19 protein-coding genes and 1 riboswitch are annotated in these 20,929 nt (G+C 42.0%); of the genes, 8 read left to right on the top strand and 11 right to left on the bottom strand.

Annotation, left to right across the window (positions count from 1 at the left end):
* Nucleotides 1–134: 134 nt before the first annotated feature.
* Nucleotides 135–1,115, bottom strand: a complete 981-nt coding sequence (locus tag NQT65_RS16010; RefSeq protein ID WP_256851537.1) for an aldose epimerase family protein — start codon at nt 1,113–1,115, stop codon at nt 135–137.
* A gap of 180 nt (nt 1,116–1,295) precedes the next feature.
* Complete coding sequence (locus NQT65_RS16005) at nt 1,296–1,685, bottom strand: acyl-CoA thioesterase (protein WP_024032015.1); 390 nt, start codon at nt 1,683–1,685, stop codon at nt 1,296–1,298.
* 36 nt (nt 1,686–1,721) lie between these two features.
* Here NQT65_RS16005 and NQT65_RS16000 point away from each other — a divergent pair, with 36 nt between their 5' ends.
* A complete protein-coding gene (locus NQT65_RS16000; protein ID WP_029774123.1) occupies nt 1,722–2,426 on the top strand; it encodes a 2OG-Fe(II) oxygenase in 705 nt (234 codons plus the stop codon).
* Between the two features lie 20 nt (nt 2,427–2,446).
* Here the strand turns inward: NQT65_RS16000 and NQT65_RS15995 are convergent, their stop codons facing one another.
* From NQT65_RS15995 to NQT65_RS15970, 6 genes are all read right to left on the bottom strand, one after another.
* On the bottom strand, nt 2,447–3,682 hold the full coding sequence (locus NQT65_RS15995; RefSeq protein ID WP_256851536.1) for a cysteine desulfurase-like protein: 1,236 nt from the start codon (nt 3,680–3,682) through the stop codon (nt 2,447–2,449).
* Nucleotides 3,683–3,691: 9 nt separating this feature from the next.
* Entirely contained in the window at nt 3,692–4,324 is a 633-nt protein-coding gene (locus NQT65_RS15990; protein WP_256851535.1) for a 2OG-Fe dioxygenase family protein, read from the bottom strand.
* 198 nt (nt 4,325–4,522) lie between these two features.
* Nucleotides 4,523–7,120 (bottom strand): bifunctional aconitate hydratase 2/2-methylisocitrate dehydratase, encoded by a 2,598-nt coding sequence (gene acnB, locus NQT65_RS15985; protein ID WP_126005547.1) that lies wholly within the window; start codon nt 7,118–7,120, stop codon nt 4,523–4,525.
* Nucleotides 7,121–7,428: 308 nt separating this feature from the next.
* Nucleotides 7,429–8,487 carry an OmpA family protein gene (locus NQT65_RS15980; protein WP_004588161.1) on the bottom strand — a complete coding sequence of 353 codons (1,059 nt, stop codon included), beginning with the start codon at nt 8,485–8,487 and terminating at the stop codon, nt 7,429–7,431.
* A gap of 334 nt (nt 8,488–8,821) precedes the next feature.
* Nucleotides 8,822–10,228 (bottom strand): protein adenylyltransferase SelO, encoded by a 1,407-nt coding sequence (locus NQT65_RS15975; RefSeq protein WP_256851534.1) that lies wholly within the window; start codon nt 10,226–10,228, stop codon nt 8,822–8,824.
* Between the two features lie 2 nt (nt 10,229–10,230).
* Complete coding sequence (locus NQT65_RS15970; RefSeq protein WP_256851533.1) at nt 10,231–10,935, bottom strand: DNA-3-methyladenine glycosylase I; 705 nt, start codon at nt 10,933–10,935, stop codon at nt 10,231–10,233.
* A 194-nt stretch (nt 10,936–11,129) separates the two neighbouring features.
* Nucleotides 11,130–11,326: riboswitch (Lysine riboswitch) on the top strand.
* 128 nt (nt 11,327–11,454) lie between these two features.
* Here NQT65_RS15970 and dapA point away from each other — a divergent pair.
* The 5 genes from dapA to NQT65_RS15945 all read left to right on the top strand — a co-directional run bounded on the left by dapA (nt 11,455) and on the right by NQT65_RS15945 (nt 16,671).
* A complete protein-coding gene (gene dapA / locus NQT65_RS15965; protein WP_256851532.1) occupies nt 11,455–12,339 on the top strand; it encodes a 4-hydroxy-tetrahydrodipicolinate synthase in 885 nt (294 codons plus the stop codon).
* 15 nt (nt 12,340–12,354) lie between these two features.
* The gene (locus tag NQT65_RS15960; RefSeq protein WP_054983375.1) at nt 12,355–13,095 is read left to right on the top strand and encodes a 2,3,4,5-tetrahydropyridine-2,6-dicarboxylate N-succinyltransferase; all 741 of its coding nucleotides are present in this window, start codon (nt 12,355–12,357) and stop codon (nt 13,093–13,095) included.
* The gene (locus tag NQT65_RS15955) at nt 13,095–14,300 is read left to right on the top strand and encodes a PLP-dependent decarboxylase (protein WP_256851531.1); all 1,206 of its coding nucleotides are present in this window, start codon (nt 13,095–13,097) and stop codon (nt 14,298–14,300) included. The genes NQT65_RS15960 and NQT65_RS15955 overlap by 1 nt, the downstream gene beginning before the upstream one ends.
* 5 nt (nt 14,301–14,305) lie before the next feature.
* The gene (locus NQT65_RS15950; RefSeq protein ID WP_256851530.1) at nt 14,306–15,427 is read left to right on the top strand and encodes a succinylglutamate desuccinylase/aspartoacylase family protein; all 1,122 of its coding nucleotides are present in this window, start codon (nt 14,306–14,308) and stop codon (nt 15,425–15,427) included.
* Nucleotides 15,428–15,636: 209 nt separating this feature from the next.
* A complete protein-coding gene (locus NQT65_RS15945) occupies nt 15,637–16,671 on the top strand; it encodes a phospholipase A (RefSeq protein WP_004588421.1) in 1,035 nt (344 codons plus the stop codon).
* 72 nt (nt 16,672–16,743) lie between these two features.
* Here the strand turns inward: NQT65_RS15945 and NQT65_RS15940 are convergent, their stop codons facing one another.
* Nucleotides 16,744–17,637, bottom strand: a complete 894-nt coding sequence (locus NQT65_RS15940) for a bifunctional GNAT family N-acetyltransferase/hotdog fold thioesterase (protein ID WP_024032005.1) — start codon at nt 17,635–17,637, stop codon at nt 16,744–16,746.
* Nucleotides 17,638–18,067: 430 nt separating this feature from the next.
* On the opposite strand from NQT65_RS15940, the gene NQT65_RS15935 reads away from it, so the two are divergent.
* Nucleotides 18,068–18,769, top strand: coding sequence for a spermidine synthase (locus tag NQT65_RS15935; protein WP_256851529.1), 702 nt, complete (start codon nt 18,068–18,070; stop codon nt 18,767–18,769).
* Here NQT65_RS15935 and dtd read toward each other — a convergent pair.
* Nucleotides 18,766–19,203 (bottom strand): D-aminoacyl-tRNA deacylase, encoded by a 438-nt coding sequence (dtd, locus tag NQT65_RS15930; RefSeq protein WP_256851528.1) that lies wholly within the window; start codon nt 19,201–19,203, stop codon nt 18,766–18,768. The genes NQT65_RS15935 and dtd overlap by 4 nt on opposite strands.
* Nucleotides 19,204–20,106, bottom strand: coding sequence for a virulence factor BrkB family protein (locus NQT65_RS15925; RefSeq protein WP_029773504.1), 903 nt, complete (start codon nt 20,104–20,106; stop codon nt 19,204–19,206). It lies immediately after the preceding gene.
* Nucleotides 20,107–20,191: 85 nt separating this feature from the next.
* Here NQT65_RS15925 and NQT65_RS15920 point away from each other — a divergent pair, with 85 nt between their 5' ends.
* Nucleotides 20,192–20,848: a DUF2959 domain-containing protein gene (locus NQT65_RS15920; protein ID WP_256851527.1), complete on the top strand. Its 657-nt coding sequence runs from the start codon at nt 20,192–20,194 to the stop codon at nt 20,846–20,848.
* Nucleotides 20,849–20,929: the final 81 nt, after the last annotated feature.

Here is a 20,929-nt window from a genome sequence, read left to right as displayed (position 1 = left end):
TAGCTTCAAATACTATTTATAATATAAATACTTTAAATTGAGCAAAAGTGCAACCTTTTCCTTAATTATGGCTATCTTTTTGTTACGTGTATTTTTCTTTTTGTTTTCTTTAATTTAACAGTGGAATTAGTACGTTATTGCGTAAACGCAAAAATTATTTGCTGATTATATTCTTCATTAGGCAATAAATTAGCTTTTGGATAATCGCTTCTATTTGCTGCATTGGGCCAGTTTTGAGCTTCTAAACACACTGCTTGGCGTGCTTTAAAAGGAGAGCCTACAAAATTTGCCGTATAAAGCTGCATACCCGGTTGGGTACTTTTAAGGGTTAAATTAACGCCCGTGTGTGGCGAGGTTAATGTAGCCATTGTTTTTAAACGATTGTCATCACTAAAAATATAGCAATGATCAAAGCCACTACCGGCATCAAGCTGCGCATGCTGTGCGCACAGTGCATCGCCAATGGGCTTAGGGTGAGTAAAATCAAAGCAGCTGCCCGAGCCATCTTCATGATGGGCAAGCGGTATACTGTTACTATCGATAGGTAAATACGTTGCGGTATTTATTTGCAGCAGGTGATTATTAATGCTCTCACTGCCTTCAAGATTAAAATAGCAGTGGTTGGTAAAGTTAACGAGGGTTTCTTTATCGGTAATGGCTTTGTAACTGAGGATTAGCTCGCCATTGCGTGCAGTAATTGTTTGCCAAACTTGTAATTGGCCAGGAAAGCCTTCTTCTCCATCTGCCGAGCAGTAATAGAGCTCCACTTCATTATTGCTTTGTTTAGTGACTTGCCACAGTACTTTATTAAAGCCTTTTTCGCCGCCGTGTAAGCTATTTGGGCCATTATTTGCTTTAAGTTGGTACTCTGTGCCTGATAATACAAAACGTCCGTTTTCAATACGATTTGCGTAGCGCCCGACTGTTGCCCCTAAATAAAATGGGTTTTCTAAATAATAAGCAGGTTCGTTAACGCACAGTGTCATCTCTTGGTTATTAAACTTTATGCTTTTGATAATAGCGCCAAATGGCAATATTTCTGCAATTAAGCTTTTACCATCGCTAAGCGTTATTACCTCTAACGATTTATTGCCAGTTGTAGATGCCACATTCATTCTCCATAAACTACCAGCTCAACAGTACCTGTCATAGCAGTGCAACAATATATAATATAAATAGTATATAAGTGAGAAGCGTAACTCAATCAAAATGCGTTAAAATAACGCTATAAAAATTCACAGCTGTCGCTTGTGGTTTACATCACGATCCTCGTTGCGTGGAGTAAATGCACCTAGTTAAACTAGGTGTTCGCTGAGTGCTGCGACTTCTGCTTCGCTTAAATTTTGTTTAGCTTTGTTTTTAAAGTTATAACGCACTAATACAGTTTTACCCACAACACAGCATTTACCTTGCTGCCACGCCTCTTGCTTAATGGTAAAAGAGCTATTTCCTACATGCTCAACGGCTGTTTTAATCGTCACTTCGTGAGCATAAAATAATTCCCCTACAAACGATGCTTCTATTTTAGCGATGATCAGTTTCCAGTCGTGTGGGTTTAGATCGGGGGTAAAAAATTTAAAAATAGGGACGCGTGCGGCTTCAAACCACACAGGTAGTACGGTATTGTTGATGTGTCCGAGTGCATCTGTTTCGCTAAAGCGCGGCATCACTTTTTCAATAAACATAAAAATCCAAATAATAACTAAATAAAAAGGTAAATCATGACGGACTTTATCCACGTTATTGATAACGCGTTAAGCGATGATTTTTGCGATAACTTTATTACCACATTCTCTAACAGCCCGCATGTAAAACAAGGTGTAACCTCTGGTGGTGTGGACTTAAAAAAGAAAGACAGCCACGACCTGCAATTAAACAGTTACCCAGAATACGCCCAACAATTAAAGCATATTCAGCAAACCACTGCACAGCATGTTTTTAACTATGTAGAAGCACACTTTTTTATGCTAATTGGCGCATTTGGCTTAAAAGTTTATCACCCAAAAACGGGCGATGTGGTGGATTTAACACAGGATAACTTTGACGAAGTAGGCAAACCACAGCTCTCTGTGTTGGTGCAACAAATATTTAGACTTGGGAACATTCAGGCGCAAAAGTACGAGGTAAATAAAGGCGGCTACCCTTACTGGCATAGTGAAGTGTATCCACAGCTACAACACAATGAAGCGCTGCACCGTGTATTATTATTTATGTTTTATTTAAACGATGTAGAGGAAGGTGGCGAAACAGAGTTTTACTATCAAAAACGTAAAATTGCGCCTAAAAAAGGCACTATGGTCATTGCCCCTGGCTACTTTACGCATACCCATCGAGGTAATAAGCCGGTATCGAACGATAAATATATTTTAACTTCATGGGTGCTATTTAATCGCGCAGAGCAAATATATGGTGCGCCTAAAAGTTAGCGCACCAAAATTAGTATCATTTAACCGAGCAGTTCATCAAATAAATTAAACAACTGATCTAGCTCTTCAATGGTGTTGTAGTGCATACAACCAATACGTACTACACCGCCTTTATCAAGCACACCTAATTGCTTACACAAACCTTGTGCATAAAAATGTCCATCCCATACACAAATAAGCTGTTTGCCTAAAAACTCAGACACCTCACGCGGCTCTAGCCCTTCAAAGGTTAAAGCAAATGTAGGCGTACGCTCGTTTAAGCGCTCTAGGTCATCAATGCCATATAGCTTAATGCGCGGGTAATTAACTAAACGCGTCAAAAAGTATTCACTAAGCGCCATTTCGTGCTGCTTTGTTTTAGCAAAAGCCGCAGCTAACTTTTCACGGCGCGTGTGGCCTTCATCAAGCCCGCTAATTGCAGCAATGTAATCAACAGCGGCAATAAAACCCGCTAAGGCTTCGAAGCTTTGCGTGCCTGTTTCCCATCGACCTGGTGCTACATCTTTAGCGGGTTCTACTTTGTAAGGCGTAAAACCTTCAAGATGCTGTGTTTTACCGTACACCATGCCTAAGTGAGGACCAAAAAACTTATATGCAGAACAGGCCAAAAAGTCGCAATCAAGGGCCTGAACATCAACAAGCTCGTGCGGTGCATAATGCACAGCATCAACGTACACTAATGCGCCTACAGCATGGGCAAGCTCTATAATACGTTTAATATCGTTAATAGAACCCGTAGTATTTGAAGCGTAAGTTACCGCAACCAGTTTAGTATTGCTGTTTAATAAGCTTTCAAACTGCGCCATATCTAAGCTGCAATCAGCCTCGTTAATTAAAGCTGTTTGAACTTTAGCGCCTTTATCTTGCGCTGCTTGCTGCCACGACGATACATTTGAGAAATGATCAGCGTTAGTCACAATAATCTCATCGCCGGCTTGCCAATCGCGTGAAATAGCACGGCTAAAGCTAAAGGTAAGGCTGGTCATGTTAGGGCCAAACACTATATTTTGTGCACTTGGCGCATTAAGTAAATCGGCCGCTGCTTGGCGCGCATTTGCCATTAACTCAACGGTTTTATCACTTGAAAAAAACGCACCGCCTAAGTTTGAGTTGTAGTGCCCTAAATAAGCAGTCATTGCATTTAGTACAGACTGCGGCACTTGAGAGCCACCTGGGCCATCTAAAAATATTGGCGATTTACCATCAACGGTTTGTATTAATGCAGGAAACTGCTCACGTAGTTGCGCTATGTTCATGAGCATTCCTTAAGAGGTAAGTACAAAACAATCCAAGTAACCTGGCTTGTTTGTATCTACTTTGTTCATTGGCGTTGCATTGTGCCAAACTTGACGGTCGTTTATTAGTGCAAACATTCCGTCTTTAATTTCCATTTTAAAACACGGTTCTGCTTGCTTGTTTTCGTATACAAGCAGCTCGCCGCCTTCTAAGTTTTCGTGAGAAACACCACATACACAAACATGGTCAAACCCATCTTGATGCACACCTTCAGGTGCTGCCGGCGTATCGCTATCAATGGCAAGCATTCTAAATTGGTGAATTTCAATATCACGGCCTTCATCAATGCCGGTAAGCTCACAAAACCCACTTACAATGCTTTTCATCCCTTCTGACTCAAGTAAGCTTTGCTCTAAGTTTTCATAAGTACGCTCAACATTACCCTGAAAGGTATTAATGGAATCGTCTTGAACAAACGCTTTGGCAGCTTGTAGTTTTAGCTCACCATTTTGAAATTTAATTACCGAGTAACGACGCTTACGAAATTCACCATCTGCATACGGATTAGCAGGTAGGTTATCAAAAGAAGGCTTAACCAAATCAATATTTGCTTGGTTAATAAAACGAAGTTGCAGTAAATTCTGGTTGTTTAATGCAGTCATAAAATCTCGCTTAAAATAATGAGAATATTGAAAGGGATTTTAATGCATGTAGAAAGGAATATTTGCTTTATTATTTATATAAAAAGTAGGTAATGGTTATATTTAATTCAAATAAAACTTATTACAGCATGAAATATTCAATTTTATTTTAGCCAATAAAAAACCCGCCTAAGCGGGTTTTTTTAAAACAGCTTTAAATTATACAGCTTGCTGAATAATTACGTTGTCTGCTTTTTTAGTGTACTGAGGCATGCGGTGGAAGTTCAAGTAACGGTATGTATCTGCAGCCGTTGCATTGATTTTCTCTGCGTATTCTTGGTACTCAGCTGGTGTAGGTAATTTACCTAAAATTGCCGCTACTGCAGCAAGCTCAGCTGATGCTAAGAATACATTTGCGCCTGTACCTAAACGGTTAGGGAAGTTACGAGTTGAGGTAGAAACAACCGTTGCTTTATCAGCAACACGTGCTTGGTTACCCATACACAGTGAACACCCTGGCGTTTCGATACGTGCACCAACACGACCAAAGATACCGTAGTACCCTTCGTCAGTTAGTTGGTCTTTATCCATCTTCGTTGGTGGAGCTACCCAAAGTTGAGTTGGGATACGACCAGTAAAGCCATCTAGTAATTTACCCGCAGCACGGAAGTGACCAATGTTAGTCATACAAGAACCGATGAATACTTCGTCGATTTTCTCGCCAGTAACATCAGAAAGTAAACGCGCGTCATCTGGGTCATTTGGAGCACAAAGGATTGGCTCTTTAATTTCTGCTAGGTCGATTTCTACAACGTGCTTGTACTCTGCATCAGCATCAGCTTCCATAAGTTCTGGGTTTGCTAACCATTCTTGCATTGCTGTAATACGACGCTCGATTGTACGTACATCGCCATAACCTTCAGAGATCATCCACTTAAGCATAACAATGTTAGACTCAAGGTATTCGCTGATAGACTCTTTAGAAAGCTTAACAGTACAACCTGCTGCTGAACGCTCTGCTGATGCATCTGATAATTCAAACGCTTGCTCAACGGTTAAGTGCTCAACACCTTCAATTTCTAGTACGCGACCAGAGAATTCGTTGATTTTACCTTTTTTCTCTACTGTTAATAAGCCTTGCTTAATACCGTAGTATGGGATTGCGTGTACTAGGTCACGTAAAGTGATACCTGGTTGCATTTCACCTTTAAAGCGAACCAAAATAGACTCAGGCATATCAAGTGGCATAACACCTGTTGCTGCTGCGAACGCTACTGCACCTGAACCCGCTGGGAACGAAATACCTAATGGGAAACGTGTATGTGAATCACCACCAGTACCTACAGTATCTGGTAATAACATACGGTTTAACCAAGAGTGAATTACACCATCACCAGGGCGAAGTGAAACACCGCCACGGTTCATGATGAAATCAGGAAGCGTATGGTGAGTGTTTACGTCAATTGGTTTAGGGTAAGCAGAGGTATGACAGAATGACTGCATTGTTAAATCTGCAGAGAAACCTAAACATGCTAAGTCTTTAAGCTCATCACGTGTCATAGGACCTGTAGTATCTTGCGAACCTACAGTGGTCATTTTTGGCTCACAGTATTGGCCTGGGCGAATACCTGCTACGTTACATGCTTTACCAACCATTTTTTGCGCTAGCGTAAAGCCTTTATCAGACACTTCTGTTACTGCTGGTACTTTAAATACGTCAGTAGCACCTAAACCTAAAGAGGTACGTGCTTTGTCTGTTAAACCACGACCAATGATTAGAGGAATACGGCCGCCGGCACGTACTTCATCTAAAATTACGTCTGATTTAAGTTCAAAAGTAGAGATAACGTCATCAGTACCGTGGCGCTTAACTACACCTTCGTATGGGTAAATATCAATTTGATCACCCATGTTGAACTCATCAACATTTAACTCGATTGGTAACGCACCTGAATCTTCCATTGTGTTGAAGAAGATAGGCGCAATTTTGTTACCTAAACATACACCACCAACGCGCTTATTAGGTACGTATGGGATATCATCACCCATAAACCAAAGTACAGAGTTAGTTGCAGATTTACGAGAAGAACCAGTACCTACAACGTCACCTACGTATGCAAGTGGTAAACCTTGTGTTTTTAATTCTTCAAGTTTAGTGATTGGACCTACTTCACCCGCTTTGTCAGGAGTGATACCGTCGCGCTCATTTTTTAGCATTGCTAAAGCATGAAGCGGGATATCTGGGCGTGACCATGCATCTGGTGCAGGTGATAAATCATCAGTGTTTGTTTCGCCGGTTACTTTAAATACAGTAACAGAGATTTTTTCAGCAACAGCTGGCTTGTTAGTAAACCATTCAGCGTCTGCCCAAGATTGAATAATCTTTTTAGCGTGCTCGTTGCCTGCTTTTGCTTTTTCTTCTACGTCGTAAAATGCATCAAACATTAATAATGTGTTTGATAGGCCTTTTACAGCGATAGGCGCAAGTGTTTCGTCATCAAGTAGCTCAATCATTGGGGCGATGTTGTAACCACCTAACATTGTACCTAATAATTCTGCTGCTTTTTCTTTAGATACTAATGGAGATTGTGCTTCGCCTTTAGCAACTGCCGCTAAAAAGCCTGCTTTGATGTATGCTGCATCATCAACGCCTGGTGGTACGCGGTTGATTAGTAAATCTAAGATGAACTCTTCTTCACCCGCTGGTGGGTTTTTAATTAGTTCAATAAGATCAGCCGTTTGCTGAGCATCTAATGGCGCTGGTACGATACCTAACGCGGCACGTTCTTCTACGTGTTTACGATATTCTTGTAGCACAATATTGCCCTCTTGGTGACGTGAAAGTATTCGGTAGCGCATCATGCGCAAAAAAAGTAACCCAATACTTATAGTATTCTAACGCGGGATTATAAAGCTTTTATGTATAGATGAAAATCCATCCAGCTAAGCAACTGATTATACCGACTATAAATATTATGAATAGTGGTAAGCATAAATTCTATTTTCGTGAATGTTTATTAAGTAATAATCATTCTTGTTTAATCAGGCTAATACTGCATATGCTGTTTTAAAGGCATAAAAAAACCCAGCACTAAGCTGGGTTTTTAAAATAAAGTAAGTAACTATTAACGCTTAACTTTTACACGTTCAATAGATTTTACATGTGCTTCTACACGACGGTTTTCAGCGTGAGCTTCTTTCGTGTTAGCTGTGTTTTTAAGACGTTCTTCACCTAGGCCAACAGTTGTAATGCGATCTTCAGCAATGCCATCTTTAATTAGCTCTTGTGCTACATCATCAGCACGCTTTTTAGAAAGCATCTTGTTGTAGTTTGCGTTACCTACCGCTGACGCGTGGCCTTCAAGTAGTACAGTTGTATCTTCGTGCTCTTTTAAGAACTCAGATACTGATGCAATGTCGTCAAAGTAACGTTGACCAACTTGTGCAGAATCATGTGGGAAAGTAACTAATAAGCTTGTTGTTACTTCACGGTCTTCGTATAAAGTACAGCCATCGCCATCCACAGCGTCTGTCATTGGCGTGTTAGGACATTTATCATCTTTATCTAGGATGTTGTCGTTGTCGCTGTCTTTAGGTTCTACAGGTACTTCTACTACTGCTGTAGGCGCTGGCTCTACAGGCTGTGCAGGCATAGAGTTTTGGCCAAATAAGTAGTTAATACCAATTTTAGCACCTACATCTGTGTAACCTTTATCAAGACCTTGGTATACCGCAGTTTCAGCGTTTACGAAAAAGCCATCAGTAATAAAGTGTTGGTAACCAACACCTGCGTTTAAGAATGTGTTGTCATCTACTACGTCCATTTCTTTAATACCGAATAGACCGTAGAAAGGGCCGCCGTCAAGGTGGTAAAGCGCATCAATACCGTAACGCTCGCCGTCGATATTATTACGATTGCCCGCAGCTTTATCGAACGCGTTAAAGTCCATATCTGCATACTCAAGGCGTGCGCTCCAGTAATCGCTGAAACGGTAACCTGCTTCTACACCCCAACCAGTTGACTCGTTTACGTCAAGGCCAGCTTGAGCGCGCATGTTTTCCCATGACGCATCATAGTAGTCACCAAATGCACCAATGTAGAAACCTTCTTCTTTATCGGCAGCGAATGTAGACGCGCTAGTTGCAGCTAACGCAATTGCAATTGTAAGTGATTTTAATTTCATTGTTTTCTTCCCATTTTAACAACTTAGAAAATTGTAGCTAATCAATACTAGCTCAACCAGTTTTGTACACACTACCCGAGCTTTTGTTAATCGATACTTAACGAAAAATAAAGTTTATAAATTTTTTCAACGATCTACAGGCATTCCAACCACCAATTGTAGGTTAAGTAAAAATTTTTACCTAATCTGCAATTAATAAATTATGGTAATTTATAAATAGTTACTTTTTATGAATGCGCACAATAGCACCGAGTGTGTAACTGCTCAATCATTGTACACTGCATTATTTAAAAATGACTATTTATAATCAAAAACTTACAATTAATTACAATACTTAAGTACCGCAAAAAGTTTGATAGCCCTTGTCATCTTTACCTGTCTCTTGAAAGCGGGCTAAATTAGCTGTTTTATCATATGGGTTACTCATCACCGCTAAGAAGTCGCTTAACAGCTCGCTCTCGCCGTGTTGATTATATTGCGCAAGTATTTCTTCGACGATGTGATTACGCGGTATAACCCTTGGGTTAGCCGCTCTCATTAGGTTATAGCTGTTTTCATCACATCTTTTTTGCCATAACATGGCCCATTGCGTTAATTCATCTGGCACTTTCCCACCCTTTAGTGACTCGGTTAGGGCATCAAAGGTGTTGGTATAATCGAGCTTATGCTCTTGAAATAACAATAATAACTTACTTACAAGCTCTACATCGTCTTCGTTATAACCTGCTAAGCCTAATTTTTGTGCCCACATTTGATTATATTGCTCGTTAAATAACGTAGAAAACTGATTAATTAGCGGCGTCATTAAACTTACAGCTTGTTCGTCATCTTCATCTATTAGCGGGATTAGGCTCTCGGCTAAACGCGCGCAGTTCCAACTTACAATATTTGGCTGATTACCGTAGGCATAGCGACCTTGCTTATCAATTGAGCTAAACACGGTATCAAAATCAAAGGTATTCATCATTGCACACGGGCCGTAGTCGATAGTTTCGCCGCTTATCAAGGTATTATCAGTATTCATAACGCCATGAATAAAGCCTACTCGCATCCAGCTAATAACCAGCGCTAGCTGACTATTTATAACGGCTGCTAAAAAATCTAAATAGCGCTGAGCCCCTGTTGATTGAATACTTGGGTAATGACGCTCAATGGCTACATCAGCTAATTTTTTTAATCCCTCTACATCACCTTGAGTTGCTAAATACTGAAACGAGCCAACGCGAATATGGCTACTTGCTAAGCGGGTAACAATTGCGCCTGGTTGCGGCGGATTACGATAAACAGCTTCACCTGTGCCGACAACAGCCAAACACCGCGTGGTTTTAATCCCTAAGCCGTGCATAGCTTCGCTCATAATATACTCGCGAATAGCGGGGCCTAGTGCACATCGTCCATCGCCTCCTCTTGAAAAAGGCGTGGCGCCTGAGCCCTTTAACTGAATATCCCACAGCTGATTTTTATCATCGCTGATAGCACCCAGTAAGTGCGCTCGCCCATCACCCAAGCGCGGCGAAAAGTGCCCAAACTGATGCCCAGAATAGCCAAGCGCTACAGCATTTACCGGTTGTGGCTCGTTACCAGCAAAAGTACTGGCGCGCAGCGCAGGCTCAACATCTATATTAAACTGCTGTGCTAACGCTTCGTTCCACAAAAGTAATTGCGCAGCTGCAACGCTTGAAGGTTGATCCTCTATTGCGAAGTTATCTGCTATGTCTGTGTATCTTGGCACTAGTTTCATGGTTAATCCTCTGTTTGTTGGCTTATGCCTACGCGATTGTCGCCCACGCTGTAAGCGACAATTAAGCTAAGTTCTTGCAGGCTCAAACCACTTTGCTTTTGCATTTCGTTAAAAAACGCCTGTGCGGCAGTGAGCGATTTTTTAGTTTGCAGGCCGCCATCGATAATTTTGTGCGCTCTTAGGTAACTTTCTACATCTCGCGAAAGTAAAAAAGTATCTTTACCAAGCGCTCTTAAGGCATACGGGCCTGTATTGCCGCCCAACCGAGCACCCTGTTTTTTTAAATATGCCCATAAACCAATAATGTCATCGCTTGGCCAGTTAGCTACAAACTGGCTAAAACTGCCATGTTGCTGAGCTATTTCGTGGATCATGTAGGCATTTTCAGGAATTGTTTTTACTTTTTTATAATTACGAATAATGCGCTCATCAGTTGCTTTTTGCTCGAGCATATCGGGCGGCATCATAAGTAATTTATCAACATTAAACTGCCAAAAAACCTCTCTAAAACCTGGCCATTTACTGTTTATTACCGACCAGTAAAACCCGCTTTGAAATACTTTACGGGTAAACTCTTCAAGCCAGTCGTCGTCACTTAATGCGCTTAATGCTTTTTTAGATAAGGGTTTTGCGAGTAATAACTTAAGCATTTTTTCAGAGCCTTTTCGCTCTACTGCTCGCTTATAAATATCGCTAAATTTTTCCATACTTATTAAATACCTCATCACTACTCATAGGGTTAGTTTACGAGAAAAGCAGCCAATACGTAACCACCCACATTTTCGATGAACTAATCTGTATCCTGCAACTTGACACCTAGACGGCTAAAATGTTTTAATCGCCGCAATTACCCTATTTAAATTGTATTTTGTTAAACCTTTTGCGGTTAAACAAAATACAAAGGGCTAGAAGAGGTGCGTTATTCAGGTAGCGTATGTTAGGAGCGCAAACTCCAGTGAGCATATGTGAGGGGAATACCGCCGAGAGGTAAACGCTTTTGCGAAGCAATTACTTCGGGCGTCTAGGTTGAATCCTAGCGACTGTCACCAATAGCTGTTTTAAAACAGCTTATTAGTTTGGTGGAGAGCTTCTGGTCTTAAATAATAAGGCCGTGCGCCCTATTATTTTAAGCCCATTCGCTCTTCGAATACTGTTCGAACGACGTTAATGCGGCTCACATCATACAGCCTCCTTAATATCTCGAACACCTTATAGGTTCGTAAGAGATGATTCACAACTTCAATTTAGACGACTACGCACTGTGGACAGCGCTTGTTACGCCGTTTGATCAACAAGGTAATGTTGACTACGACACGCTCACAACACTTGTTAGCGAACAAGAAGCGGCACACAACGGTATTTTACTGCTCGGTAGCACAGGTGAAGGCTTAGCCCTTACGCTTAAAGAGCAGCAAGGCATTGTTGAGCACGTGTGCCAATTAAAACCCAGTGTACCGCTTATGGTTGCTGTTGGTGGTAGTAATTTGGCCCAACAAAAAGAATGGGTTAGCTACTGTAACCAATTACCTATTCACAGCTACTTATTAGGCTCGCCTCTTTATGCAAAACCAGGGGCTGTAGGTCAAACACATTGGTACGAAAGCTTATTAAACGAAAGCGTGCATCCGTGTATGTTGTACAACGTACCTGGGCGCAGCGGTGTAAGCATTCCTATCGAAACCATTGAAAACTTAAAAGCGCACCCAAAACTGTGGGCTTTAAAAGAAGCCAGTGGCAACATCACCCAATTTGAAGCATACCGACAAGCCGCGCCTAATTTAGCGCTATACAGTGGCGACGATGCACTTATGCCCTACTTTGCCCAAGCAGGTGCAAAAGGCTTAGTCTCGGTTGCGGCCAATGCATGGCCTTTGCAAACACATGAATTTGTAAAGCGCAGCCTAAGCGGTCAACACCCCAATTTATTTGCTCAGTGGACTCGCGCTATCAATAGCCTATTTGCTGTAGCAAACCCTATTCCCGTTAAAGTGCTAATGCACCAGCAAGGGCGTTTAAATAGCCCACTGTTGCGTCCACCTTTAACGCATCTTGAGTTAACGCAAACCGATTGCATTACCACTGCAAACGACACCATTTTATCTTGGCATTAAACACAGGTTTTTATAATGAGCTGGTTAGAACTACTAAATAATTTAGAATCGGGCGCAGTACGCGCAGCATCACAAAACGAAAGCGGCCAATGGGAAGCTAACGTAGAAGTAAAACAAGGCATTTTAGAAGCCTTTAAAAATGGCACTAACACCGAGTTTGCAGGCGGGTTTGTTGATAAGCACAACCTTGCACCACAAGAATTTAGCACTGAAGATGGCGTGCGTATGGTACCAGGTGGCACCAGTGTTCGCCGCGGTGCCTACGTAGCTAAAGGCACTATTATTATGCCACCAGCGTACGTAAATATTGGCGCATACATCGACGAAGGCACTATGGTTGATAGCCACGCATTAGTGGGTTCGTGTGCACAAGTTGGTAAAAATGTACATTTAAGCGCAGCTGTTCAACTTGGTGGTGTACTTGAGCCAATTGGGGCAAGCCCAGTCGTGGTTGAAGACGATGCGTTTATTGGCGCAGGTTGTGTCATTGTTGAAGGCGTAGTGGTTAAAAAAGGCGCTGTACTTGCACCAGGTGTGCGTTTATCTGCCACTATTCCGGTTTACGACTGTGTTAACGAGCGCCAGCTAGATAAAGGCGAGCCAATTCCAGAGTACGCTATTGTAATACCAGGCTCTCGCCCTGCGTCTAACGAATGGGCTCGTGAGCAAGGCCTAAGCATGTCGTGTGCACTCATTGTTAAATACCGCGACGAGCAAAGCGATGCATCGTTATTGCTAGAAGAGGTTTTACGATAATGAGCTTTTTGAGCACGCCTATCAAGGCCGCCGTAAATACACTTACTCAGCAACTTGATACACCTTTTTTTGTTTACGACTTAGACAAACTAAACGCACACCTTACCCGTTTAGTTGCGCAAACCGATGTAAAGCTTTGGTATGCGGTAAAAGCCAATCCGCTTTCTAAGGTTATTCAATGCCTAGACAGCGCCGGATTTAACTTTGACGTAGCAAGTAAAGGTGAGCTTGAACAAGTCCTTGCACAAGGTATTAGTTCACAGCGCGTGCTCAACACAGGGCCTGCAAAGAGCCCTAAACAAATTAAACACTTTATTGAGCGCGGCGTGCGTATTTTTGTTGCCGAAAGCCTCAATCAAGTACGTTGGTTAAACCAGCAAGCGCAGCTGCAAAATACGCAGCTGCAAGTATTACTGCGTGTGCAATTACGCTGGCCAGAAGGTGAAAAAAACCCACTAGGGGGTGACAGCCTTACTCCGTTTGGGCTTGGTTGCGATGAATGGCAAGCGCTCAATACTGGCGATTACCCAGCACTTAATTTTGATGGCCTACATATTTTTCAGTGGGGCAACATGCTTAGCACACAAAAGCTAAGCGAGCTGTGGTCACAGATGATTGCACCGCTTACCACCTTGGCTAATAACTTAAATATAAACCTTAAAATTTTAGATTTAGGCGGCGGTTTAGGTATTCCTTACACACCAAACGATGCAACACTTGAGTGGGATGGATTAATCACCGCGCTGGCAAAAATTAAAAAAGATGCGGGTGTAGACGAGCTTTGGATGGAGCTTGGCCGTTACGCTGTAGGCGAATGCGGTCATTACGCGAACCCCGTCGTTGAGTGCAAACAAAACTACGGGCAACAGCAAGTTATTTTAACCGGTGGTATTAACCACTTATTGCGCCCTGCTGTTACAAGCCAAGATTTTCCTGCGGCGTTACTGCGCGAATCAACAGCGCCAGAACAAGCAATGAGCTTATATGGCCCATTATGTACTGCCCTTGATTGCTTAGGCGAGCATACCCTACCAAGCGATTTAAACGAGCAAGACTGGCTGGTGTTTAGCCAATGTGGTGCCTATGGTTTTACCGAAAGCATGCCCTATTTTTTATGCCATGAACTAGCTGCAGAATACGTGTTACAAAATGGCGAGTTCACGTGTGTGCGCCAAGCAGAAGATGCCAGTCACTACTTAAGGTAATAAACATGAGCATAACAACACCCATTAGCCAAGAAAACATTATAGTAGGGGAAGTAGCAAACGGCTTGCCCCTAACTATTCCGGTGTATCGCTTAAAAGGCGATGGCAGCGGGCCAAGCGTGTATATTCAAGCCAATATGCATGGCGCCGAGGTACAAGGTAACGCGGTTATTTTTCAGCTGCTAGAGCAGTTAAAACAGCTCAATTTAAAAGGCGACATTACCTTAGTACCTTATGCTAACCCTATTGGTTGTAATCAAAAGTCAGGGGAATTTACCCTTGGCCGATTCGACCCTATTACTGGCACTAACTGGAACCGTATGTATCACTACAATAGTGATTTAGTTACCCAGTTTGCACACGAGCATAGCCAGTACGACGATGCAGCTTTAAAAAGTAACTTTAAAAAAGCCCTGCTTGATGAAATAGATGCCAAACTTAATGGCCCAGCTTACTTGCTCAATACCGGTAAACGCATTGCGCTTAACCTGCAAAAGCTTGCGCATCAAGCCGATATCGTGCTCGACTTACACACGGGGCCTATTTCAAGTAAGCATCTGTACTGTCCAACGTATGCGTGCGACAGCGCACGTTATTTTAATATTGAACACGTACTGCTTATTCCAAGCGACTTTGATGGCGCAATGGATGAAGCTAGCTTTTGCCCATGGTGGCATCTAAGTGATGCACTTAGTGCGCAAGGCAGGGACTTCAATGTACAGGTTGAGGCCTTTACAGTAGAGCTAGGCAGCCAAGAAAAAATAGATTTAGCAGCCGCCTTTGACGATGCAAACAGCATTTTAAGCTATTTGAACCATAAAAATGTATTAGTAGATGCAGCGCATCAACCTAAGCAGATGACCCGTTATGCGTGCCATTTAGGTGACTACTTTGCTTATTATGCGCCGATTGGCGGCATGGTTGAATATGTTGCCCCATTAGGCGCACTCATAAAGGCAGGTGAGCCAATAGCCCATATATTGCGCATGGAGCGCTATTTAACTGAGCAGCCCCTACAAACATTAAGCCTTGATTGCGATGCAATTGCTATTTTGCATTTTGCCTCAGCAAGCGTAAACCAAGGTACTGAACTTTATAAGTTTTTTACTAACGTATTTGAGTTATAACGCACCGCGCTATAACTCCCCCTTCTCATTGCGTGAGAGTAAGTTAACTAACTTACAATATAAGCGGCTATATGCCGCTTTTTTTGATCTGTGATAACGGTGTAAACGTAAGGTAATCAAATAAGTGTAAATTCAGTGAAAGTTCACCGTTACAAATGTAAAAACACGTTATAATTTATAAATCTACCTTACTCTCAAAGGAATAAACAATGAGCTGGCGTTATTGGATTGCAGTTACGGCTTTACTTAGCACACCCTCTTTTGCCCAACAAGAGGTTAAAAAAAATGAACAAGACAACGACATAGAGCTAGTTAAGCAATGTATTTTAAATGAAGTAATTGGTGGCGATGGTAAGCAAACCTTAGACGAGCTGCGCACAAAATGCTCCGCCCTTGAAGAAAACAAACAACTTACCGCACTTGATAAACGCAAGGCTCGCGAAGAGGTAAGCAAAAAAAATCGTAACGTAATTACGCCGCATAAACGTAACTACATTTTACCTTTATCGTATGTCTCGCACCCTAACGATCGCCCGTTTGATGGCTTTGACGAGCTAACAGATGAAGAAAATGGCGAACCCCTTGATAACCTAGAGGCTAAATACCAGCTTTCTATTAAAGTGCCACTGTACGATGATTTTGCAGATGACGACCAAGCCATATTTTTTGGCTTTACCTTGCAGTCGTATTGGCAAATTTATAACTCAGAGATTTCTTCTCCGTTTCGTGAAACCAACTACGAACCAGAAATATTTTGGGTAAACTACCTAGACCAAGAAAACGTACTTTGGGGCGACGAAATGGCCATAGCGCTGGGTATTTCGCACCAATCTAATGGCCGCAGCCAGCCAAACTCTCGTTCATGGAACCGAATTTACGCCGATTTTATATGGGAAAAGAGCGGTTTTGTATTTAGCTTTAAACCTTGGTATCGCATTGCTGAGGATGAAAAAGACAATATATTAGAAGCCGATGGCGACGACAATCCAGATATTTACAAATACATGGGTTACTTTGAATTTGGCGGGGCGTATCGATATCACGATCACGAGTTTAGCTTTATGACTCGTAACAATTTAAATTCAGATAACCGTGGTGCACTTCAACTAGATTGGTCATTCCCGCTTTGGGGTCGTTTACGTGGCTACGCGCAATACTTTAACGGTTACGGTGAGAGCCTAATTGATTATAACGCTGATGTAGAGCGTATTGGTGTAGGTATATTACTTACCGATTTACTCTAATTTATTAATACACCATAAAAAAAGCCAAGCCCTTTTATAAAGTGCTTGGCTTTTTTATTAAAGCGTTACTCGTTATTTTTTAACGGCAAACACCCCTTCAAACTCTGCAACAACATCGCTGCCATCAAATATAGTAACAGGTACTACGTAGCTTGCTTTGCCTGTTGTTTCCAGCTCACTGAGCTTACCTTTACAGGTTTGCACATCAACACAACCGCGTGGGTCGGTATTAAGTGGTTTTAAGTATTTTATAGTGGCATCGGCTAATACAATATTGCCCTCAAGCCCTGCCTCTTTAAGCGCTAAGTACGTTGCGCCCCAACCGGTTAAGGTTGCTAAGCTGTATATAGAGCCTGCAAACATAGTGTTGTGTAGGTTTAAGTTAGCGTCTAAATCAGCACGCGTTGTAAACTGCCAATCTGTGTAACTTTCTACTTTTATACCCATTGCATCACTAATTGGGATTGATTCACGCCAAATATTTTGCAGTACTTGCGTCCAATCAGGGTGGCGAAACCAACCCGGCTCACTAGGCTTTTGCTTAATCATTTTGAAATGTTGTACATCGCCATACGCTAAGTGGGCTTTTTCTTTTAGCTCGTAGCCGTGGCGCTTATAAAACTCAAGCGCACGCTCGCGAGCAAATAACACTAATTCGCCTGCATTTTGCGTCCATGCTATTTTTTCAAGCTCATGTAATAAACGGCTACCAATATGTTGATTACGGTTGCCTTCGGCTACGGCCATGTAACGTACTTGCGCTTGTTCATGGTTGTTAAAATGTAAACGGGCCACACCAAGCACATCACCGTTGTTATTTTTTATAAAGCGATGCTCTGAGTCTTGTTCCATATCATCTTGTTCAGAGCCACGAGGCTCATTCCAAGGCGCACGTAGTACTTCCCAACGTAATTGATAGTACGCTTGCCAGTCTTCGCTGCTCTGCGGTGTAGTTACTTGAAACATATATACTCCTGTTGTTTTGCCGTAAATAAAAATAAAGGCTACGGCATGTAATCCAACTGAATAACTCTTTAACCTGCACATTGGTTTTTACATTAGAAAATTAAAGATTAAGTTGGTTGGAATTATTATGGCAAATACCATACTCCATCTTTTAAACACTGCCAATACGACTTTGGTAAGCAAGCGAAAAAATAACTGTTTTACCCATCGCATCAGCTAGTTTATGCTGGGCCTTTAGAGATTGAACATGCACTGAGCGAAGGGTTCTGCCTTGGGGGAATTTACTCTTTGTTGCCTACATGGATATAAGCCAGTAGAGTAACGCAGGAGCAGTTACCTAGCCCACTAGGTTACAAATCTCGCGCCGCGATTAAATCGCCCCTAGATTGAACAAACTTTAATCCTGAAAGGTCAACAGGCCCTTAATGTTATGAGCGATTTTATAAACCCTTCAACGGGTGTAGTGAGTAGCCACTTTATTAGTCACAGCCAAGATATTGGGCGACTAGTTTACTGGCATAAATATGCAGGCGATCACATACAGGTTCGCCAATCCGGTCAGCTTCGCTGGCTGCTAATTAACGATACGTTGCAATCGGTGATAGAGCTTAACAATCCACAGCGCTTACTATTTCCACATTTAACCTATTTAGCTAAGCAGTGGCAAACCTTAGCACCACCAAATCATGTGTTAGAACTTGGCCTTGGCGGTGGCGCTATACGTAATTACTTACAATACACTTACCCGCAGGCACACGTAACATCAGTTGAAAAAAATGCAGATATAATTGCCTGCTATACAGATTTTTTCGCTCTTAAAAACCAAAGTGACGTGCAGTGTGATGATGCGCAAAATGTACTTAGCAAGGCACATAACCATGACTGGATTATTCTTGATTTATTTAGCCAGATAGATGCACCTCGATTTTTGTTTGAACGCGCTTTTTATCAAAAAATATACGATGCGCTAAACGCAGGTGGCACGCTATTTATAAACTTTTTGTCGCAACATGAGTCGCAGTTAATTCAGTTACAGCAGTTACTATTTAATGTGTTTGGCGTAAAAGTAAGCCCGCATAAAATTGCGGGCTTTGTGAATCATATTAGTATTGTTACCAAAGCTGGTAATTAAACCGATAAGTTAAACGTAACAGGCCCATCGTTACACAAGCTCACTTGCATATCGGCGCCAAACTCTCCCGTTGCCACGCTAATACCCTGCGCTTTAGCTTGAGTTACAAAGTACTCGTAAAGCGCGTTAGCTTGGCTAGGTGTGGCTGCCGATGAAAAGCTTGGCCGCATGCCTTTTTTAGTATCAGCCGCTAATGTAAATTGCGACACCACGAGTAACTCACCGTCTATATCTTTTAGGCTTAAGTTCATTTTGTCGTTTTCATCGGTAAATATTCGGTAATTACTTACCTTATGCAACAGCTTGTCGGCGGCTTGCTCATCGTCTGGTTTTTCAACACCGAGTAACAATAAAATACCTTGGCCAATTTCACCTATAACTTGGTTATCAACTTCTACTTTGGCACTTTTTACACGTTGTATTAAGCCTTGCATTTAACTGCGTTCCTCTGTTTTTAGTTCTTCATCAATGTCTATTTCTGGTGTTTGTGGTACATGATTAGGGCTTATACAGGCGGTAAATTCGGCCCCTAATAACACCACCACCCACGACAAATACACCCACACAAATAAAATAGGAATGGTCGCAACAGCGCCATAAATTACTTCGTACGATGGAAAGTGGCTAATATAAAGCGCAAAGCCTTTTTTAGTCAGCTCAAATAATACTGCCGCAAAAAGAGCCCCCGGTAGCGCAGCCCGAATAGATACAGGCGTGTTAGGTACTAAAGTGTATAACATTAAAAAGCCAATCATCGAAAAGCCATAAGGCACCAGCTTTAACAAAAAGCCACTAAACCCAGGAATGCCCTGATCGGCAAACGACACTAACGAAACAATATACGATGTAACACCAATACTTGCGCCCAGTAGTACGGGGCCTAAGCTCAATACCATCCAATAAACCGCAAAAGAGATCATCATGGGGCGTTTTTTCTTAATACGCCAAATGCGATTAAGCGTGGCATCAACATTACGTATAAGCAGCAATGCAATCGCCGCTAAAAAGCCAATACCCACCGCGGTCATTTGGTTCGCATTGCCAGCAAAGGAGCTTATATGCTCTTTAATCACATCAGATGAGGTAGGTACAAAGTTAGTAAACAAAAAGCTTTCTATGGCTATGCGGGTCGACTCAAACCCCGGGAAGGCCGAAAATATTGCCACGCCTACCGCTATCAAAGGCACTAAAGAAAGCAAAGTAACATAGGCAAGGTAGCCTGCATTCACTGTAATTTGATCGTCTATACAGCGGTTAACGTACTGCATCCACCAGCTTGGCTGTTGCCTTAAAAAGGAGATAGCTTGCTGTTTATAAAGGGAGAGCTTATCATTCATACAATTGACTTGTGCTAATCGAATTTTGATTATGATAGCAATCAGCACCATAATTTACAGCACTAACTGGTAAATAGGGATCCAAATGAAAAAACAAACATTACTTAGCGCCTCGGTACTGGCCATTACGCTTACTTTATCGGGCTGTCAGTCGGCCTATTATTCTGCAATGGAAAAAGTAGGTGTACATAAGCGCGACATTCTTATTGACCGCGTAGAAGAGACCAAAGATTCACAAGAAGAATCGCAAGAAGAATTTCAATCAGCACTTGAGCGCCTAACGACTTTAATTAATTTTGATGGCGGCGAGTTACAAGATGCCTACAATCAACTTAATGACGATTATGAGTCGAGCTTAGCAGCCGCTAATGAAGTGTCGAGCAATATTAATAAAGTTGAAGATGTAGCAGAAGCTTTATTTGATGAATGGAGCGATGAACTTGAGCAATACAAAAGCACGTCGCTTAAGCGCGAAAGCAGTAAAAAGCTAGCGGCTACACAACGCCAATTTAGCCAGTTACTTCGCTCTATGCGCAGTGCAGAAAGCAAAATGGAGCCAGTGCTATCGTCTTTACAAGATAACGTACTGTACCTAAAGCATAACTTAAACGCACAAGCGGTTGCCGCTATTAAAGGCGAATTCACTAATTTAAAGCGTGATATTCAAGTACTGATGAACGACATGAATAAATCAATTGCCGATTCAAACAAGTTTATAGAGCAAATGAATAGCGCTGGCTAATCAATTAAAATCTGCCTAACAAAGCCTGCATATTGCAGGCTTTTTTGTTGTTACGTTTTGTTACCTTTGAACTATTTGTTA

Source organism: Pseudoalteromonas agarivorans (genome assembly GCF_024518735.1).
Classification (GTDB): domain Bacteria; phylum Pseudomonadota; class Gammaproteobacteria; order Enterobacterales; family Alteromonadaceae; genus Pseudoalteromonas; species Pseudoalteromonas atlantica.
This window is presented reverse-complemented; position numbering and strand designations above follow the sequence as displayed.

Excerpts from the sequence above, each read along its gene's own strand:
- NQT65_RS15945 (WP_004588421.1), top strand. The coding sequence starts at position 15,637 with ATGAGCTGGCGTTATTGGATTGCAGTTACGGCTTTACTTAGCACACCC.
- NQT65_RS15990 (WP_256851535.1), bottom strand. The coding sequence starts at position 4,324 with ATGACTGCATTAAACAACCAGAATTTACTGCAACTTCGTTTTATTAAC.
- NQT65_RS15970 (WP_256851533.1), bottom strand. The coding sequence starts at position 10,935 with ATGGAAAAATTTAGCGATATTTATAAGCGAGCAGTAGAGCGAAAAGGC.
- NQT65_RS15975 (WP_256851534.1), bottom strand. The coding sequence starts at position 10,228 with ATGAAACTAGTGCCAAGATACACAGACATAGCAGATAACTTCGCAATA.
- NQT65_RS15935 (WP_256851529.1), top strand. The coding sequence starts at position 18,068 with ATGAGCGATTTTATAAACCCTTCAACGGGTGTAGTGAGTAGCCACTTT.
- dapA (WP_256851532.1), top strand. The coding sequence starts at position 11,455 with ATGATTCACAACTTCAATTTAGACGACTACGCACTGTGGACAGCGCTT.
- NQT65_RS15995 (WP_256851536.1), bottom strand. The coding sequence starts at position 3,682 with ATGAACATAGCGCAACTACGTGAGCAGTTTCCTGCATTAATACAAACC.
- NQT65_RS16010 (WP_256851537.1), bottom strand. The coding sequence starts at position 1,115 with ATGAATGTGGCATCTACAACTGGCAATAAATCGTTAGAGGTAATAACG.
- NQT65_RS16000 (WP_029774123.1), top strand. The coding sequence starts at position 1,722 with ATGACGGACTTTATCCACGTTATTGATAACGCGTTAAGCGATGATTTT.
- dtd (WP_256851528.1), bottom strand. The coding sequence starts at position 19,203 with ATGCAAGGCTTAATACAACGTGTAAAAAGTGCCAAAGTAGAAGTTGAT.
- NQT65_RS15960 (WP_054983375.1), top strand. The coding sequence starts at position 12,355 with ATGAGCTGGTTAGAACTACTAAATAATTTAGAATCGGGCGCAGTACGC.
- NQT65_RS15950 (WP_256851530.1), top strand. The coding sequence starts at position 14,306 with ATGAGCATAACAACACCCATTAGCCAAGAAAACATTATAGTAGGGGAA.
- NQT65_RS16005 (WP_024032015.1), bottom strand. The coding sequence starts at position 1,685 with ATGTTTATTGAAAAAGTGATGCCGCGCTTTAGCGAAACAGATGCACTC.
- NQT65_RS15920 (WP_256851527.1), top strand. The coding sequence starts at position 20,192 with ATGAAAAAACAAACATTACTTAGCGCCTCGGTACTGGCCATTACGCTT.
- NQT65_RS15955 (WP_256851531.1), top strand. The coding sequence starts at position 13,095 with ATGAGCTTTTTGAGCACGCCTATCAAGGCCGCCGTAAATACACTTACT.
- NQT65_RS15925 (WP_029773504.1), bottom strand. The coding sequence starts at position 20,106 with ATGAATGATAAGCTCTCCCTTTATAAACAGCAAGCTATCTCCTTTTTA.
- NQT65_RS15940 (WP_024032005.1), bottom strand. The coding sequence starts at position 17,637 with ATGTTTCAAGTAACTACACCGCAGAGCAGCGAAGACTGGCAAGCGTAC.
- NQT65_RS15980 (WP_004588161.1), bottom strand. The coding sequence starts at position 8,487 with ATGAAATTAAAATCACTTACAATTGCAATTGCGTTAGCTGCAACTAGC.